The following is a 16,162-nucleotide window of genomic DNA, read 5'->3' as shown; positions in this document are numbered from 1 at the left end:
CACAAGGATCAGCGTCAATGCGGACAATGTGGGAGCTGGCTTGCCGGCGAATGGGCCGCAAAGCGGCCCCCGGGGCAAATCAAAATCAGAGACCGTAGCTCATCAGGCGATCGTAACGGCGGGCCAGCAGCGCGTCATGGTCGAGCTTGCCGAGCATGTCCAGCTGCTGTACCAGGTCGGCACGGATGCTTTCCGACATCTTCGCCGGGTCACGGTGGGCGCCGCCCAGCGGCTCCTGGATGACCTTGTCGACGATGTTCAGGCTCTTCAGGCGCTCGGCAGTGATGCCCATGGCCTCGGCTGCATCGGCTGCCTTGTCGGCAGTCTTCCACAGGATCGAGGCACAGCCTTCCGGCGAGATCACCGAGTAGGTGGAGTACTGCAGCATGTTCAACTGGTCGCACACGCCGATGGCCAGCGCACCGCCGGAACCACCCTCACCGATCACGGTGGCGATGATCGGGGTTTTCAGGCGCGCCATCACGCGCAGGTTCCAGGCGATGGCCTCGCTCTGGTTGCGCTCTTCGGCGTCGATGCCCGGGTAGGCGCCCGGGGTGTCGATGAAGGTCAGGATCGGCATCTTGAAGCGCTCGGCCATTTCCATCAGGCGGCAGGCCTTGCGGTAGCCTTCAGGGCGCGGCATGCCGAAGTTGCGGCGTACCTTCTCGCGCACTTCACGGCCCTTCTGGTGGCCGATGACCATGACCGGCTTGCCGTCCAGGCGCGCGGTACCACCGACGATGGCAGCGTCGTCGGAGAAGTGGCGGTCGCCGTGCAGCTCTTCGAACTCGGTGAAGATGTGCTCCAGGTAGTCCAGGGTGTAAGGACGACGCGGATGACGGGCCAGGCGGGCTATCTGCCAGCTGGTCAGGTTGCCGAAGATGCTTTCGGTCAGGGTGTTGCTCTTGTCTTGCAGACGGGCAATTTCATCGCTGATGTTCAGCGAGTTGTCGTTGCCTACCAGGCGCAGGCCTTCGATCTTGGCTTGCAGGTCGGCAATCGGCTGTTCGAAATCGAGAAAATTCGGGTTCATAGTCATCCGTCTTGGGTCTACGGCCAGGCGGCCGGCCGGTTGATCCGTTTGGCGCCCTACCTTAAGGGATCAGGCGCATTCAGGTCGAGATTAAATTTTTGTCGGTTCAACGATATTGCAGAAAGACGTTCTCACGCCCGAACTGGTCACGCAGCGCCTGAATCAGCCCATCGGCCGGGTCGATCGCCCACTGCTCGCCGAACTGCAGCATGGCCTTGGCGTCGCTGCCGGTGTACTCGAGGCTGATCGGGCAAGCGCCGCGATGGCGGGTAATCAGCTCGCCCAGCCACTTCAGCCGGTCGCCCTTGAGCGCTTCGTGTGCCACCTTCAGGCGCAGGCTCTCGGCCAGCTTGGTGCGGGCATCCTCCATGGTCATCACCTGCTTCACCCGCAGGCGCAGGCCACCGGAGAAATCGTCGTTGCTGACCTCGCCTTCGACCACCACCATCGCATCGGTCTGCAGCAAGGACTGTGCCGCCATGAAGGCATCGGCAAACAGCGACGCCTCGATGCGCCCGGAGCGGTCATCCAGGGTGACGAAGCCCATCTTGTCGCCCTTCTTGTTCTTCATCACCCGCAGGGCAATGATCATGCCGGCGATGGTCTGGGTTTCGCGTGACGGCTTGAGGTCGATGATGCGCTGGCGGGCGAAGCGGCGGATCTCGGTCTCGTACTCGTCGATCGGGTGGCCGGTGAGGTACAGGCCGAGGGTGTCCTTCTCGCCCTTCAGGCGTTCCTTGAGGGTCAGTTCGCGCACCTTGCGGTGGTTGGCGTAGACGTCGGCATCCGCCTCTTCGAACATGCCGCCGAACAGGTCGACGTGGCCACTGTCGGCGGTGTGGGCGGCCTGCTCGGCAGCCTTGATGGCCTCGCCCAGCGCCGAGAGCAAGGTTGCACGGTTGATGTCGATGTTGGCGTGGTAGGCCTTGATCTCGTCATGGAAGTGCGGGCCCAGGCGGTCCAGCGCGCCACTGCGGATCAGCGCGTCGAGGGTACGCTTGTTGACCCGCTTGAGGTCGATGCGCTCACAGAAATCGAACAGGTCCTTGAACGGGCCACCCTGGGCGCGGGCCTCGACGATCGCCTCCACCGGGCCTTCGCCGACGCCCTTGATGGCGCCCAGGCCGTAGACGATGCGCCCGTCATTGTTGACGGTGAACTTGAAGTCGGAGAAGTTCACGTCCGGCGCGTCGAGGCGCAGCTTCATGCTGCGCACCTCCTCGACCAGCACCACCACCTTGTCGGTGTTGTGCATATCCGCCGACAACACCGCAGCCATGAATGGCGCCGGGTAGTGGGTTTTCAGCCAGGCGGTCTGGTACGACACCAGGCCATAGGCGGCGGAGTGGGATTTGTTGAAGCCGTAGCCGGCGAACTTCTCTACCAGGTCGAAAATGTTACCCGCAAGATCCGCATCGATATTGTTGGCCACGCAGCCTTCGATGAAGCCACCGCGCTGCTTGGCCATTTCCTCGGGCTTTTTCTTACCCATCGCACGGCGCAGCATGTCGGCGCCGCCGAGGGTATAGCCAGCCATGACCTGGGCGATCTGCATCACCTGCTCCTGGTACAGGATGATGCCGTAGGTCGGTGCCAGTACCGGTTTCAGGCCCTCGTACTGGTAGTCGGAGTGCGGGTAAGCCAGCTCGGCGCGACCGTGCTTGCGGTTGATGAAGTCGTCCACCATGCCCGATTGCAGCGGGCCCGGGCGGAACAGTGCCACCAGTGCGATCAGGTCTTCCAGGCAGTCGGGCTTGAGCTTCTTGATCAGCTCCTTCATGCCACGCGATTCAAGCTGGAACACCGCCGTGGTTTCGGCCTTCTGCAACAGCTCGTAGGTCTTGCGGTCGTCCAGCGGGATGAAGTCGATGTTGACGTCGGGCAGGTTCTTCTTGGCCTGCTCGCGGTTGATGATCTCCATCGCCCACTTGATGATGGTCAGGGTCCGCAGGCCGAGGAAGTCGAACTTCACCAGGCCGGCAGCCTCGACGTCATCCTTGTCGAACTGGGTTACCAGGCCGCCACCCTCTTCGTCACAGGCGATCGGCGAGAAGTCGGTGAGCTTGGTCGGGGCGATGACCACACCACCGGCGTGCTTGCCGGTACCGCGCGTCACGCCCTCGAGCTTCAGGGCCATGTCCCAGATCTCGCGGGCGTCTTCGTCGCCCTTGAGGAAGTCACGCAGGATCTCTTCCTGCTCGTAGGCCTTCTCCAGGGTCATGCCCACTTCGAAGGGGATCATCTTCGACAGGCGGTCGGCCAGGCCGTAGGACTTGCCCTGTACCCGCGCCACGTCTCGCACCACCGCCTTCGCCGCCATGGTACCGAAGGTGATGATCTGGCTGACCGCGTTGCGACCATAGGCTTCGGCCACGTAGTCGATCACCCGGTCACGGCCATCCATGCAGAAGTCGACGTCGAAGTCGGGCATGGAAATACGTTCAGGGTTGAGGAAGCGCTCGAACAGCAGGTCGTAGGCCAGCGGATCGAGGTCGGTGATCTTCAGCACGTACGCCACCAGCGAGCCGGCACCCGATCCTCGGCCCGGGCCAACCGGTACGTCGTTGTTCTTGGCCCACTTGATGAAGTCCATGACGATCAGGAAGTAACCGGGGAAGCCCATCTGGATGATGATGTCCAGTTCGAACTTCAGGCGGTCCAGGTAGACCTGGCGCTTCTCTTCGTAATTGGGTGTGGTCTCTTTCGGCCACAGCACCGCCAGGCGCTCTTCCAGGCCTTCGTGGGACACATGCCGCAGGTAGTCATCGATGCCCATGCCGTTGGGCGTGGGGAAGTCGGGCAGGAAGTACTTGCCCAGCTGCACCTGGATGTTGCAGCGCTTGGCGATCTCGACAGTGTTGGCGATGGCATCGGGCAGGTCGCTGAACAGCTCGGCCATTTCCTCGGCCGACTTCAGATACTGCTGGTCGCTGTACATCCTTGGCCGACGCGGGTCGTCGAGGGTCCACCCCTCACCGATGCATACGCGGGTTTCGTGGGCGTCGAAGTCGGACTGCTTGATGAAGCGCACATCGTTGGTTGCCACCAGCGGAGCGCCGAACTTGTCGGCCAACGCCACGGCGGCGTGCACGTATTCCTCGTCGCGGGCGCGGTTGGTGCGCTGCACTTCGACGTAGAAGCGCTCGGGGAACATGCCCATCCAGTCTTGCAGCAGGGCCTCGGCTTCATCGTCCTTGCCGGCCAGCAAGGCCATGCCGATATCGCCTTCCTTGCCTGCGGAAAGGGCGATCAGGCCCTCGCTGGCGGGGGCGATCCATTCACGCTGGAGGATGACCAGGCCGTTGCGCTGGCCCTCGGTCCAGCCGCGCGAGATCAGCTCGGTGAGGTTGCGGTAGCCCTTGGGGTTCATGGCCAGGAAGCAGATACGCGACAGCGGTGCTTCCGGGTCGGCAGCGGCCAGCCACAGGTCGGCGCCGCAGATCGGCTTGATGCCGGCGCCCATGGCGGTCTTGTAGAACTTGACCAGCGAGCACATGTTGCTCTGGTCGGTGATCGCCACCGCCGGCATGTTCATCCCGGCCAGCGCCTTGGCCAGCGGCTTGATCCGCACCAGGCCGTCGACCAGCGAGAATTCGGAGTGGACGCGCAGGTGAACGAAGGGAACCGACATGGAAGATCCTGTAGCAGTGCTGAACGACAAGGGCGGGATTGTAGCTTAAATGGGGATGTTTTTTGGGGCTGCTTCGCAGCCCATCGCCGGCAAGCCAGCTCCCACAGGGACCGCGTAGCTGTCAGGGATTGTACGATCCGTGTGGGAGCTGGCTTGCCGGCGATGGGCCGCAAAGCGGCCCCGGGGGTTCAGATCAGGGAATCGAGAACACCGGCACGCGCTTCCCACGCGGCTCGCACCGGGGCAAAGGAACGCCGATGAATGGGCGTAGGCCCCAACCGTGCCAGCGCCTCGAGGTGCACCGGGGTCGGGTAGCCCTTGTGCCCGCCAATGCCATAACCCGGGTAGATCAGCTCGAATGCGCTCATCTCCCGGTCACGGGTCACCTTGGCCAGGATCGACGCCGCCGCGATGGCCGGCACCTGGCTGTCGCCCTTGACTACCGGCGACGCCGGTACGGCCAGTTTCGGGCAGCGGTTGCCGTCGATCAGGGCCAGCTTCGGTGTAATGTGCAGGCCTTCCACGGCGCGCTGCATGGCCAGCATGGTCGCGTGCAGGATGTTCAGGCGGTCGATTTCCTCGACCTCGGCGCGGGCGATGCAGAAGCTCAGGGCCTTTTCGCAGATCTCGTCGAACAGCGCCTCGCGCTTGGCTTCGGTGAGCTTCTTCGAGTCGTTCAGGCCGAGGATCGGGCGCGCCGGGTCGAGGATCACCGCCGCGGTCACCACCGCGCCGCACAGCGGGCCACGGCCCACTTCGTCGACGCCGGCGACCAGGTCTTCGACCAGGTTGAAGTCCAGTCCAATTTGCATGTCAGCGGTCCTTGAGCAAGGCCAGTACCGCCTCTGCCGCCTGGTTGGAGGCGTCACGGCGCAGGGTGCGGTGAATTTCGTCGAAACTTTCGGTCTGCTGGCTGCCATCGGCCACCAGCGGCGCCAGGGTATTGGCCAGGGCTTCGCTGGTGGCGTCGTCCTGCAGCAACTCGGGTACCAGCGCCCGCTGGGCCAGCAGGTTCGGCAACGACACGTAGGGGCTCTTTACCAGGCGCTTGAGGATCCAGTAGGTCAGGGGCGCGAGGCGATAGGCCACCACCATCGGTCGCTTGTACAGCAGTGCTTCGAGGGTGGCGGTACCCGAGGCGATCAGCACCGCGTCACAGGCCGCCAGGGCCTGGTGCGACTGGCCATCGAGCAGGGTCAGCGGCAGCTGGCGCCCTTCGAGCATCTGCTCGACCTGGGCGCGACGTGCGGCATTGGCGCAGGGCAGCACGAAACGCACGCCCGGTACCTGCTGGCGCAGCCGTTCGGCAGCATCCAGGAACAGTGCGCCCAGCCGCCCTACTTCGCCGCCCCGGCTGCCCGGCATCAACGCTACTACCGGCCCTTCGCCCAGGCCCAGCGCGGCACGTGCGGCAGGGCGGTCGGCTTCGAGCGGGATGGTGTCGGCCAACGGGTGGCCGACGAAGCGCACCGGTACGCCCTGCTCTTCATAGAACCGCGCCTCGAATGGCAACAGCGTCAGCATCAGGTCGCAGCCTTCGCGAATCTTCAGCACACGCTTCTGCCGCCAGGCCCAGACCGACGGGCTGACGTAGTGCACGGTCTTGATCCCGGCCTGACGCAGTTTCAGTTCGATGTTGAGGGTGAAGTCGGGGGCATCGATGCCGATGAACACATCGGGCTTTTCGCCGATCAGGGTCTCGATCAGCAGCTTGCGGCGCTTGAGCAGCTCGCGCAGGCGCCCCAGCACTTCGACCAGACCCATGACGGCCAGGCGTTCCATGGGGAAATAGGATTGCAGGCCTTCGGCTTCCATCAAGGGGCCGCCAACGCCGATGAACCGTACGTCGGGATGGCGTTCCTTGATGGCACGCATCAAGCCGGAACCGAGAATGTCGCCGCTGGCCTCACCTGCGACCAAGGCTACGCAAAGCTGGGCCATGTCAGCGGGTGATGCCGCGGGCGGAGTTCACGATCGACTGACGGAACAGATCGACCTCAGGGTGCTTCGCAGCCAGTTCGTCCAGCTCCTTGAGCGCGTCTTCGACGGTCAGGCCCTGGCGATAGACGATCTTGTAGCAACGGCGCAGCACATGGATCACCTCGTCGCTGAAACCCCGGCGGCGCATGCCTTCGAAGTTCATGCTGCGGGCTTCGGCCGGGCTGCCGAACACGGTGACGAAGGCCGGGACATCCTTGCCGATCGCCGTGCCCATGCCGGAAAACGCGTGGGCACCGATATGGCAGTACTGGTGCACCAGGGTGTAGCCGGACAGGATCGCCCAGTCCCCCACGTGTACATGGCCGGCCAGGGCCGTGTTGTTGACCAGGATGCAGTGGTTGCCGATGACGCTGTCGTGGCCGATGTGGGCATAGGCCATGATCAGGTTGTGGTCGCCCACGGTGGTTTCCGCACGGTCCTGGACGGTGCCGCGGTGAATGGTCACCCCTTCGCGGATCACATTGTGATCGCCGATCACCAGGCGCGTCGGCTCACCCTTGTACTTGAGGTCCGGGGTGTCTTCGCCGATCGAGGAAAACTGAAAGATACGGTTGTGCTTGCCGATGCGGGTCGGCCCTTTGAGCACAACATGCGGGCCGATAACGGTGCCCTCCCCGATTTCCACATCGGGGCCAACGATCGACCAGGGGCCGACCTCGACACCATCGGCCAGCTTGGCCGACGGGTCGATAATGGCCCGAGGATCAATCGAATTCATAGGGAGCGTTCCGCGCAGGTGATTTCTGCCGAGCAAACCGGCTTGCCGTCGACCAGGGCGCGGCACTCGAATTTCCAGATCATGCTCTTGCGGCTGAGGAACTTGGCTTCCAGCACCAACTGGTCACCCGGCAGTACCGGCTGACGGAAACGCAGCTTGTCGGAGCCGACGAAGTAGTACAGGGTGCCATCGGCCGGCTTGGCGTCGAGCATCTTGAAACCGAGGATACCCGCGGCCTGTGCCATGGCTTCGATGATCAGGACGCCCGGCATGATCGGGTGAGCCGGGAAATGGCCGTTGAAGAACGGCTCGTTGATGCTGACATTCTTGTAGGCACGAATGCTCTGGGCCTCGTAGTCCAGCTCCGTCACGCGGTCCACCAGCAGGAACGGGTAACGGTGAGGCAGGTATTCGCGAATCTCGTTGATGTCCATCATTTCGGGGGGGAAGCCTGTAATAAGAATAGGGAGCGCAGGTGCTGACCACACGCTCCTTTTGCAGTCCAAAGAGGAGCCAGCTAGCGACTGTTCACTCTTGCTCAGGGAATGGTATCAGCCTTCTGATGTCGGCTGGCCACCTGAGGTCACGGTATCGACGCGTTTTTCCAGCTGCTGGAGACGCTTGGCCATGTCGTCCAGGTGGCGGATACGCGCGGCGCTCTTGCGCCATTCAGCCAGTGGCTGCATGGCAGTGCCGGAAGAATAGGCACCCGGTTCGGTGATCGAACGGGTCACCATGGTCATCCCGGACACGAAAACGTTATCACAGACATCGATATGACCCACCATGCCGACACCTCCGGCAATGGTGCAATGCTTGCCGATGCGCGTGCTGCCGGAAATTCCGACGCAGGCGGCCATGGCCGTGTGCTCACCGATCTGCACGTTGTGGGCGATCTGGATCTGGTTGTCGAGCTTGACCCCATCAGCGATCCGCGTATCCGACAGCGCGCCACGATCGACCGCGGTGTTGACACCGATTTCCACGTCGTCGCCGATGGTTACACCACCGATCTGGGCGATCTTGCGCCACACGCCCTTCTCGTTGGCAAAGCCGAAGCCTTCACCGCCGATCACCGCACCCGACTGGATGACCACACGCTTGCCGATGGTCACATCATGGTACAGGGTGACCCGTGGGGCCAGCCAGCCGCCCTCTCCGATCACGCAACGGGCACCGACCACGCAGTGTGCACCCACACTGACATTGGCCGCGATGCGCGCACCGCTTTCGATGACCGCGAACGGCCCGATGCTGGCACTGGCGTCCACCTGCGCGTCCTCGGCCACCACGGCGCTGGGATGAATACCCGCCACAGCCTTGGGTTTGGGGTCGAACAGATGGGAAATGCGCGCATAGGCCAGGTACGGATCGGCGACGATCAGCGCATTGCCGGCAAAGCCTTCGGCGTCCGCCGCCTTCAGCAGCACCGCGGCCGCCTGGCTGCTATCCAGGAATTTGCGGTACTGCGGGTTGGCGAGGAAGCTCAACTGACCTGGGCCAGCCTCCTGCAAGGTGGCCAGCCCGGTAATCTGCAGCGCCTCGGGCCCCTTGAGGGTGGCGCCGAGGGCCTCGGCCAACTGGCCTAGCGTCATGGTCACGGTCATATCAACGGGCTTGGTTCATGCGCTCGATGACCTGGCGGGTGATGTCGTACTGAGGCTTGACATCGATGACCGCGCCACGCTCGAGGACCAGGTCGTAACCGCCTTTCTTGATCACTTCCTCGACAGCGCCATCCAGCTTCGGCTTCAGCTGCTTGAGCATGTCGCGGTCAGCAACGGCCTTGGCTTCGTTCAGTTCCTTGGACTGGAACTGGAAGTCACGGGCCTTCTGCTTGAACTCGAGCTCCAGGCGCTCGCGCTCCTGCTGCTGCATCTTGTCGCCGCCCTTGATCAGACGGTCCTGGATGCCCTTGGCGCTGCTTTCCAGGCTTTTCAGCTTGGTCAGTTGCGGGCCGAACTTCTTCTCGGCATCCACCGCGTATTTCTTGGCGGCATCCGACTCCAGCAGGGCCATCTGATAGTTCAGGACGGCAACCTTCATTTCGGCGAAAGCCGGGGTGGCGACCAGCGCCGCGGCCACTACGGCCAGTTGGGTCAACTTACGCACGATGCACTCCTGGATAAACCGTTGTCATTAAGCGAGGGCCGACCTCAGAAGGTCTGGCCCAGAGAGAATTGGAACACCTGGGTGTCGGCATCGTCCGGCTTCTTGACCGGCATTGCCAGGCTGAAGCTCAGCGGGCCCAGTGCGGTGATCCAGGTCACGCCCAGGCCGACCGAACTGGCCATGCCCGAGAAACCGACCTTCTCGCAATCCGGCTGGTTGCCGCAATTGGTGTCGAACACGTTACCCACGTCCCAGAACACGGAGGTGCGCAGCGAACGCTGGTCCTTGACGAACGGCAGCGGGAACAGCAGTTCGACACCGCCTTGCACCAGCACGTTGCCACCGAACGGCAACGGATCCTGGTCCGGGTCGGCGAGGGTGCCTTCGTTGCCAGTCACTGCTGCACCACGGCTCGGCGTGCTGCGTGGGCCCAGGCTGCTGTCCTTGAAGCCACGGACGGAGTTGAAGCCACCCGCGAAGTAGTTCTCGTAGAACGGCAGGCCGGAGGTGCTGCCGTAACCGTCACCATAACCCAGCTCGGTGTGCAGGCGCAGGGTGTAGTCGTTGCTAATCGGCTTGAACAGCTGGCCGCGGTAGTCGAGCTTGAAGAACGACAGGTCGCTGCCCGGAATGGTGGATTCCAGGGTCAGGCTCTGGGAGTGACCACGGGTTGCCAGCACACCTTTGTTCAGGGTCGACTCGGACCAGCCGATCGAGGCCTTGAAGTTCAGGAAGTTATCGCCTTCCTGCTCCAGGAAGTCGAAGATCTCATCAACTGTATAACGGCCGGTCTTGATCTTGTCCTGCTGCACGCTCAGGCCATAGGTCAGGCGCGAGGTCTCGCTGATCGGGTAACCGAGGCTGACGCCCGCACCGTAGCTGTCCACCGCGTAGCTGGCCACGTCGACATCGAGGTCGTCGTAGTCGGTGCTGCGGTAGAAGGCGTTGTAGCCCAGGCTCACGCCATCGGCAGTGAAGTAGGGGTCAACGAAGCCGAAGTTGTAGCGGGTCTGGTATTCCGAACGGGTCAGGCCGATCGAGACCTTGTTACCGGTACCGAGGAAGTTGCTCTGGCTGATCGAACCACCGAGGATCAGGCCGGCGCTCTGGGCGAAACCGACGCTGGCGGTGATCGAGCCGGAAGCCTGCTCCTCGACGCTGTAGTTGACGTCGACCTGGTCGTCGGTGCCCGGCACCGGCGGGGTCTCGACGTTAACTTCCTTGAAGAAGCCCAGGCGTTCCAGGCGGGTCTTGGACTGGTCGATCAGGTAGGTCGAGGCCCAGCCGCCTTCCATCTGGCGCATTTCGCGACGCAGCACTTCGTCTTCGGTCTTGGTGTTGCCGCGGTAGTTGATGCGGTTGACGTAGGCACGCTTGCCCGGGTCGACCACGAACATGATGTCGACGGTGTGGTCTTCATCGTTCGGCTGCGGCACGCCGTTGACGTTGGCGAAGGTGTAGCCTTCGTTACCCAGGCGGCGGGTGATCAGCTCGGAAGTGCTGGTCATCACCTTGCGCGAGAACACCTGGCCAGGCTGCACCAGCAGCAGCGACTTGACCTGGTCTTCCGGCACCTTCAGGTCACCGGACAGCTTCACGTCACGGACGGTGTACTTCTCGCCTTCGTTGATGTTGACGGTGATGTAGACGTGTTTCTTGTCGGGCGTGATGGACACCTGGGTGGAGGCGATGTCCATGTTGATGTAGCCGCGGTCCAGGTAGTAGGAACGCAGGCGCTCCAGGTCACCGGAGAGCTTTTCGCGGGCGTACTTGTCGTCGTTCTTGAAGAACGACAGCCAGTTGGTGGTCTTCAGCTCGAACAGCTGCGCCAGGGTCTCGTCGTCGAACACGTTGTTACCAACGATGTTGATGTGCTGGATGGCGGCGACGGTGCCTTCGTTGATCTTGATCTTCAGCGCCACACGGTTGCGCGGCTGCGGCACCACCTCGGCGTCGACCTCGGCCGAGTAGCGGCCCTGGGCCACGTACTGGCGCTGCAGTTCGTTACGCACACCTTCGAGGGTGGCACGCTGGAAGATCTCGCCTTCGGCCAGGCCGGATTGCTTCAGGCCCTTCATCAGGTCTTCGGTGCTGATGGCCTTGTTGCCTTCGATCTCGATGCTCGACACCGACGGGCGCTCGACCACGTTGATGATCAGGACATTGCCATCGCGGTTCAGCTGGATGTCCTGGAAGAAGCCGGTCTTGAACAGGGAACGGGTCGACTCCACCAGTCGGCGGTCATCGGCCTGGTCGCCGACGTTCAGCGGCAAGGCACCGAAGACACTGCCGGCGGAAACCCGCTGCAGGCCGTTGACGCGGATATCGGAGATGGTGAAGGACTCGGCGTGAACTTCAGCGATCATCAGTGCGGACATGACCGCAGTTAGCAGCAGACGTTTCATGAAGTCCTTTTATTCCAACTGGCAATAAACAGCCCGCCGCAACAAGACGGCAGGTTTCGCAATTGAGCGAAGCTTTATAGTCGACCCAGATCGTTGATCAGGGCGAGCAACATCACCCCTATGACCAAACTGATACCGATCTGGACCCCCCAACCTTGCACCCGATCCGACAGCGGACGACCGCGCGCCCACTCGACCAGGTAAAACAGCAAATGCCCCCCATCCAGAACCGGGATGGGCAGCAGGTTAAGAACCCCCAGGCTTATGCTCAGGTAGGCCAGGAAATTCAGGAAATCCCCCACGCCGGACTGGGCTGAAGCGCCCGCCACTTTAGCAATGGTTATCGGTCCGCTCAAGTTTTTTACCGAGAGCTCCCCGAACAGCATTTTCTTCAGCGATTCAAGGGTCAGGACGCTCATGTTCCAGGTGCGTGACAAGCCCTCACCCACCGCATCCAGCGGGCCGTAGCTGACTTCGCGGAGCATGTTGGCAGGCCATTCGCCACCTTTTACCCCGGCGCCAAGATAGCCGCCGGCCGCCTTGCCCTCGCCCTTGCGCGCCAGGGTGACCGGGACGTCCAGCGCAGCACCATCGCGCTCGACACGCACCACAACCTTGGCTTGCGGGCGGGCCCGCACGGCATCGACCACCTGCTGCCATTCGCTCACTGCCACGCCATCGAGGGCCAGCAGCTTGTCACCGGTTTTAAGGCCCGCAGCGGCAGCCGGCCCCTTCGGATCGATCTCGGCCAACACCGGCACGATCGCCGGGCGCCAAGGGTGCAGCCCAAGGGACTGGATCGGGTCCGGCTCGTCGGCGCCCTTGAGCCAGCTGTCCAGCTTCACCTGCAGCTGGCGTTCGGCGCTGGCGCCCTCTTCACGCACGCCAACCTGCAGGGTGCCGCTCTCGCCCAGGCGGCGAACCAGTTGCAGGTTGACTGCAGACCAACCATTGGTCGGCTTGCCGTCGATGGAGACGATTTCCTGACCTGCGGTCAGGCCTGCCGATGCTGCCAGGCTGCCGGCATCGACCGCACCGATCACCGGGCGGATCTGCTGGGTACCCAGCATCGCCAGCACCCAGAAGAACAGGATGGCCAGCAGGAAGTTGGCAACCGGGCCCGCCGCGACGATCGCGATGCGCTGGCGCACGGACTTGCGGTTGAACGACTGCTCGATCAGCGCCGGCGGCACGTCACCCTCGCGCTCGTCGAGCATCTTGACGTAACCACCCAGCGGGATCGCAGCGACCACGAACTCGGTGCCATGGCGGTCATGCCAGCGCAGCAGCGGCGTGCCGAAGCCCACCGAGAAGCGCAGCACCTTGACACCGCAGCGGCGTGCCACCCAGAAGTGGCCGAATTCATGGAAAGTGACCAGTACACCCAAGGCTACGAGGGTGCCGATAATCATGTAGAGCGCTGTCATATCCATCTCCGAATGATGTTCAGCGGGCTGGCATCATGCCCAGCCCCCTCGTGAACCGTGGCGGGCCTGCATCAGCGACCGTGACGCCTCAGCCACTCACGGGAAAGCTCCCGGGCACGCTGGTCGGCGGCGAACACCGCGTCCAGCGACGGCAGCGGTACGACGGGCTCCTGATCGAGCACCTGTTCGATCATACCCGCGATCTCCGGGAAGCGGATACGCCGCTGGAGAAATGCCTCGACCGCAACCTCGTTGGCCGCATTGAGCACGGCCGGTGCGCTGTTGCCGGCCTCGGCAGCCTGCCGCGCCAGGCGCAGGCAAGGGAAGCGCTGTTCGTCGGGCGCCTGGAAATCCAGACGGGCGATGGCGAACAGGTCCAGCGGTGCCACCCCGGAATCGATCCGCTCGGGCCAGGCCAGGGCGTTGGCGATGGGCGTACGCATGTCCGGGTTACCCAGCTGCGCCAGCACCGAACCGTCGACATAATCCACAAGTGAGTGGATCACGCTCTGCGGGTGCACCACCACCTCGACCTTGGCCGGTGCGGCATCGAACAACCAGCAGGCCTCGATCAGTTCAAGGCCCTTGTTCATCATGCTGGCCGAATCCACGGAAATCTTGCGCCCCATGGACCAGTTGGGGTGCGCGCAGGCCTGTTCCGGGGTGACATCCAGCAGCGCCTCGACGGGGGTCTCGCGGAACGGGCCACCGGAGGCGGTAAGCAGGATCCGGCGTACGCCGACGGCACTGAGGCCGCGCGCGTAGTCGCCGGGCATGCACTGGAAGATCGCATTGTGCTCGCTGTCGATCGGCAGCAGCACGGCGCCACTGCGCCGCACCGCCTCCATGAACAGCGCGCCGGACATCACCAGCGCCTCCTTGTTGGCCAGCAACACCTTCTTGCCCGCCTCGACCGCCGCCAGGGTGGGGCGCAGGCCGGCGGCGCCGACGATGGCCGCCATCACTGCGTCCACTTCCGACGCAGAAGCCACCTGGCACAGCCCGGCCTCGCCTTCCAGCACCTCGGTGGCGCAGCCCGCCGCTACCAGGCTTTCGCGCAGTCGCGCGGCCGCCTCGGCGCTCGGCACCACGGCGAATGCCGGGCGATGGCGCACGCACAGGGCCTGCAATTCGTCGATACGCGAATAACCACTCAGGGCGAACACCTGGTAGCGGTCGGGATGGCGCGCGATGACATCCAGCGTGCTCAGGCCGATGGAGCCGGTGGCCCCGAGCACGGTAATACGCTGCGGGCGGCTCACATAACACCCCATTCGGCAGCCCACAGCAGCACGGCGAAAATCGGGATCGCCGCAGTCAGGCTGTCGATGCGGTCGAGCACCCCACCATGGCCAGGCAACAGGTTGCTGCTGTCCTTGATGCCGGAACGGCGCTTGAACATGCTTTCGGTCAGGTCACCGACCACCGAAGACATGACCACCAGCGCGGCACTCAGAAGGCCCAGCAGGATCTGGCCGAAGCCCCAGTCGCGGCTGATACCGACCACCAGGGTGATCACCAGGCTGACCGCCAGACCGCCATACACGCCTTCCCAGCTCTTGCCAGGGCTGACCTGAGGCGCCAGCTTGCGCTTGCCGAAGGCACGGCCGGAGAAGTACGCGCCAATATCGGCAGCCCACACCAACACCATGACCGACAGGATCAGCCAGTTACCCAGCGGCCAGTGCTTGAGCAGCACCAACCCCTGCCAGGCCGGCAGCAATACCAGCAGGCCGATCAGCAACCGGCAGGCGGCACTGGCCCACAGCTCGCTGCTGCGCGGGTAGGTAAGCACCAGCCAGGTGGCCAACCCCCACCAGATCACCGCAGCGCCCAGCACCCAAGGCGCCAGCTCCGGAAGGATATACAGCAACATCAGCGCTCCGGCGACGACCACGGCATAGGCAATGCGCAGTGGCTGGGCCATGAGCCCGGCCAGGCGCGCCCACTCCCAGGCGCCGAGGGTCACCACGAAGCCGATGAACAGGGCGAAATCCCCACCGTTGAGCAGGAAGAAGCCACCCAGCGCGATCGGCAGCAGGATCAGCGCGGTAATGATGCGTTGTTTAAGCATTAAGCACGAGCTCCAGCCTCGACCTGCTCGCTGGTCTTACCGAAGCGGCGCTGGCGCGAAGCGAAATCGGCCAGGGCGTTGCGCATGGCCTCGTGTTTGAAGTCCGGCCAGTACAGGTCGGAGAAATACAGCTCGGCGTAGGCCAGCTGCCACAACAGGAAGTTGCTGATGCGATGCTCGCCACCAGTGCGGATGCACAGGTCCGGCAGCGGCAGCTCGCCGGTTGCCAGGCAGGTCTGCAGCAGGCCCGGGGTGATGTCTTCCGGGCGCAGGTGCCCGGCTTGCACTTCCCGCGCCAGCCGCTGGGCGGCCTGGGCGATGTCCCACTGGCCACCGTAGTTGGCCGCGATCTGCAGGATGAAGCGGTTGTTGCCGGCGGTCAGCGCCTCGGCCTCGCGCATGGCGGCTTGCAGCTCGGGATGGAAACGCGAACGGTCACCGATGATACGCAGGCTGATGTTGTTCTCGTTGAGGCGCTTGGCCTCGCGGCGCAGGGCCGAGAAGAACAGCTCCATCAGCGCACCGACCTCTTCGGCGGGACGCTGCCAGTTCTCACTGGAGAAGGCGAACAGGGTCAGCACCTCGACCCCGGACTCGGCACAGACTTCGATGACCGCGCGAACGGCGTCGACACCCGCCTTGTGCCCGGCAACGCCGGGCAACAGGCGCTTTTTCGCCCAGCGGTTGTTGCCATCCATGATGATCGCGACATGACGCGGCACCGAGGACGGCGCCGCTGGCTTGGTCTTTTCCATTAAAAA

Annotated in this window: 13 protein-coding genes; all 13 read right to left on the bottom strand. The window is 63.5% G+C overall.

Annotated features, from left to right (window positions below):
* Nucleotides 1–85 precede the first annotated feature (85 nt).
* The 13 genes from accA to uppS all read right to left on the bottom strand — a co-directional run bounded on the left by accA (nt 86) and on the right by uppS (nt 16,156).
* Complete coding sequence (accA, locus tag CAG22_RS09340; protein ID WP_015269200.1) at nt 86–1,033, bottom strand: acetyl-CoA carboxylase carboxyl transferase subunit alpha; 948 nt, start codon at nt 1,031–1,033, stop codon at nt 86–88.
* 106 nt (nt 1,034–1,139) lie between these two features.
* On the bottom strand, nt 1,140–4,664 hold the full coding sequence (gene dnaE / locus CAG22_RS09335) for a DNA polymerase III subunit alpha (RefSeq protein WP_085705346.1): 3,525 nt from the start codon (nt 4,662–4,664) through the stop codon (nt 1,140–1,142).
* A gap of 188 nt (nt 4,665–4,852) precedes the next feature.
* Entirely contained in the window at nt 4,853–5,476 is a 624-nt protein-coding gene (rnhB, locus tag CAG22_RS09330) for a ribonuclease HII (RefSeq protein ID WP_085593290.1), read from the bottom strand.
* 1 nt (nt 5,477) lies between these two features.
* On the bottom strand, nt 5,478–6,605 hold the full coding sequence (gene lpxB / locus CAG22_RS09325) for a lipid-A-disaccharide synthase (protein WP_085705344.1): 1,128 nt from the start codon (nt 6,603–6,605) through the stop codon (nt 5,478–5,480).
* A 1-nt stretch (nt 6,606) separates the two neighbouring features.
* Nucleotides 6,607–7,383, bottom strand: coding sequence for an acyl-ACP--UDP-N-acetylglucosamine O-acyltransferase (gene lpxA, locus CAG22_RS09320; RefSeq protein ID WP_025337980.1), 777 nt, complete (start codon nt 7,381–7,383; stop codon nt 6,607–6,609).
* Complete coding sequence (gene fabZ, locus CAG22_RS09315) at nt 7,380–7,820, bottom strand: 3-hydroxyacyl-ACP dehydratase FabZ (protein WP_004375427.1); 441 nt, start codon at nt 7,818–7,820, stop codon at nt 7,380–7,382. Before fabZ ends, lpxA begins: the two co-directional genes overlap by 4 nt.
* A 114-nt stretch (nt 7,821–7,934) precedes the next feature.
* Nucleotides 7,935–8,990, bottom strand: a complete 1,056-nt coding sequence (gene lpxD / locus CAG22_RS09310) for a UDP-3-O-(3-hydroxymyristoyl)glucosamine N-acyltransferase (RefSeq protein WP_013971258.1) — start codon at nt 8,988–8,990, stop codon at nt 7,935–7,937.
* A gap of 1 nt (nt 8,991) precedes the next feature.
* Nucleotides 8,992–9,495 (bottom strand): OmpH family outer membrane protein, encoded by a 504-nt coding sequence (locus CAG22_RS09305; protein WP_015269197.1) that lies wholly within the window; start codon nt 9,493–9,495, stop codon nt 8,992–8,994.
* Between the two features lie 44 nt (nt 9,496–9,539).
* A complete protein-coding gene (gene bamA / locus CAG22_RS09300) occupies nt 9,540–11,900 on the bottom strand; it encodes an outer membrane protein assembly factor BamA (protein WP_085705342.1) in 2,361 nt (786 codons plus the stop codon).
* Nucleotides 11,901–11,974: 74 nt separating this feature from the next.
* Nucleotides 11,975–13,327: an RIP metalloprotease RseP gene (gene rseP, locus CAG22_RS09295; RefSeq protein ID WP_085587702.1), complete on the bottom strand. Its 1,353-nt coding sequence runs from the start codon at nt 13,325–13,327 to the stop codon at nt 11,975–11,977.
* A gap of 71 nt (nt 13,328–13,398) precedes the next feature.
* On the bottom strand, nt 13,399–14,589 hold the full coding sequence (ispC, locus tag CAG22_RS09290) for a 1-deoxy-D-xylulose-5-phosphate reductoisomerase (RefSeq protein ID WP_085587678.1): 1,191 nt from the start codon (nt 14,587–14,589) through the stop codon (nt 13,399–13,401).
* Nucleotides 14,586–15,401: a phosphatidate cytidylyltransferase gene (locus CAG22_RS09285; RefSeq protein ID WP_013971253.1), complete on the bottom strand. Its 816-nt coding sequence runs from the start codon at nt 15,399–15,401 to the stop codon at nt 14,586–14,588. Before CAG22_RS09285 ends, ispC begins: the two co-directional genes overlap by 4 nt.
* The gene (gene uppS, locus CAG22_RS09280; RefSeq protein WP_015269194.1) at nt 15,401–16,156 is read right to left on the bottom strand and encodes a polyprenyl diphosphate synthase; all 756 of its coding nucleotides are present in this window, start codon (nt 16,154–16,156) and stop codon (nt 15,401–15,403) included. Before uppS ends, CAG22_RS09285 begins: the two co-directional genes overlap by 1 nt.
* Nucleotides 16,157–16,162: the final 6 nt, after the last annotated feature.

This window comes from Pseudomonas sp. B8(2017), assembly GCF_002113575.1.
Lineage (GTDB): Bacteria > Pseudomonadota > Gammaproteobacteria > Pseudomonadales > Pseudomonadaceae > Aquipseudomonas > Aquipseudomonas putida_Z.
The sequence above is the reverse complement of the archived record's forward strand: the minus strand, read 5'-3'. Positions and strand labels throughout refer to the sequence as shown.

Coding starts and splice junctions, on each gene's coding strand:
- accA (WP_015269200.1), bottom strand. CDS start 1,033: ATGAACCCGAATTTTCTCGATTTCGAACAGCCGATTGCCGACCTGCAA.
- dnaE (WP_085705346.1), bottom strand. CDS start 4,664: ATGTCGGTTCCCTTCGTTCACCTGCGCGTCCACTCCGAATTCTCGCTG.
- rnhB (WP_085593290.1), bottom strand. CDS start 5,476: ATGCAAATTGGACTGGACTTCAACCTGGTCGAAGACCTGGTCGCCGGC.
- lpxB (WP_085705344.1), bottom strand. CDS start 6,605: ATGGCCCAGCTTTGCGTAGCCTTGGTCGCAGGTGAGGCCAGCGGCGAC.
- lpxA (WP_025337980.1), bottom strand. CDS start 7,383: ATGAATTCGATTGATCCTCGGGCCATTATCGACCCGTCGGCCAAGCTG.
- fabZ (WP_004375427.1), bottom strand. CDS start 7,820: ATGATGGACATCAACGAGATTCGCGAATACCTGCCTCACCGTTACCCG.
- lpxD (WP_013971258.1), bottom strand. CDS start 8,990: ATGACCGTGACCATGACGCTAGGCCAGTTGGCCGAGGCCCTCGGCGCC.
- bamA (WP_085705342.1), bottom strand. CDS start 11,900: ATGAAACGTCTGCTGCTAACTGCGGTCATGTCCGCACTGATGATCGCT.
- rseP (WP_085587702.1), bottom strand. CDS start 13,327: ATGACAGCGCTCTACATGATTATCGGCACCCTCGTAGCCTTGGGTGTA.
- CAG22_RS09285 (WP_013971253.1), bottom strand. CDS start 15,401: ATGCTTAAACAACGCATCATTACCGCGCTGATCCTGCTGCCGATCGCG.
- uppS (WP_015269194.1), bottom strand. CDS start 16,156: ATGGAAAAGACCAAGCCAGCGGCGCCGTCCTCGGTGCCGCGTCATGTC.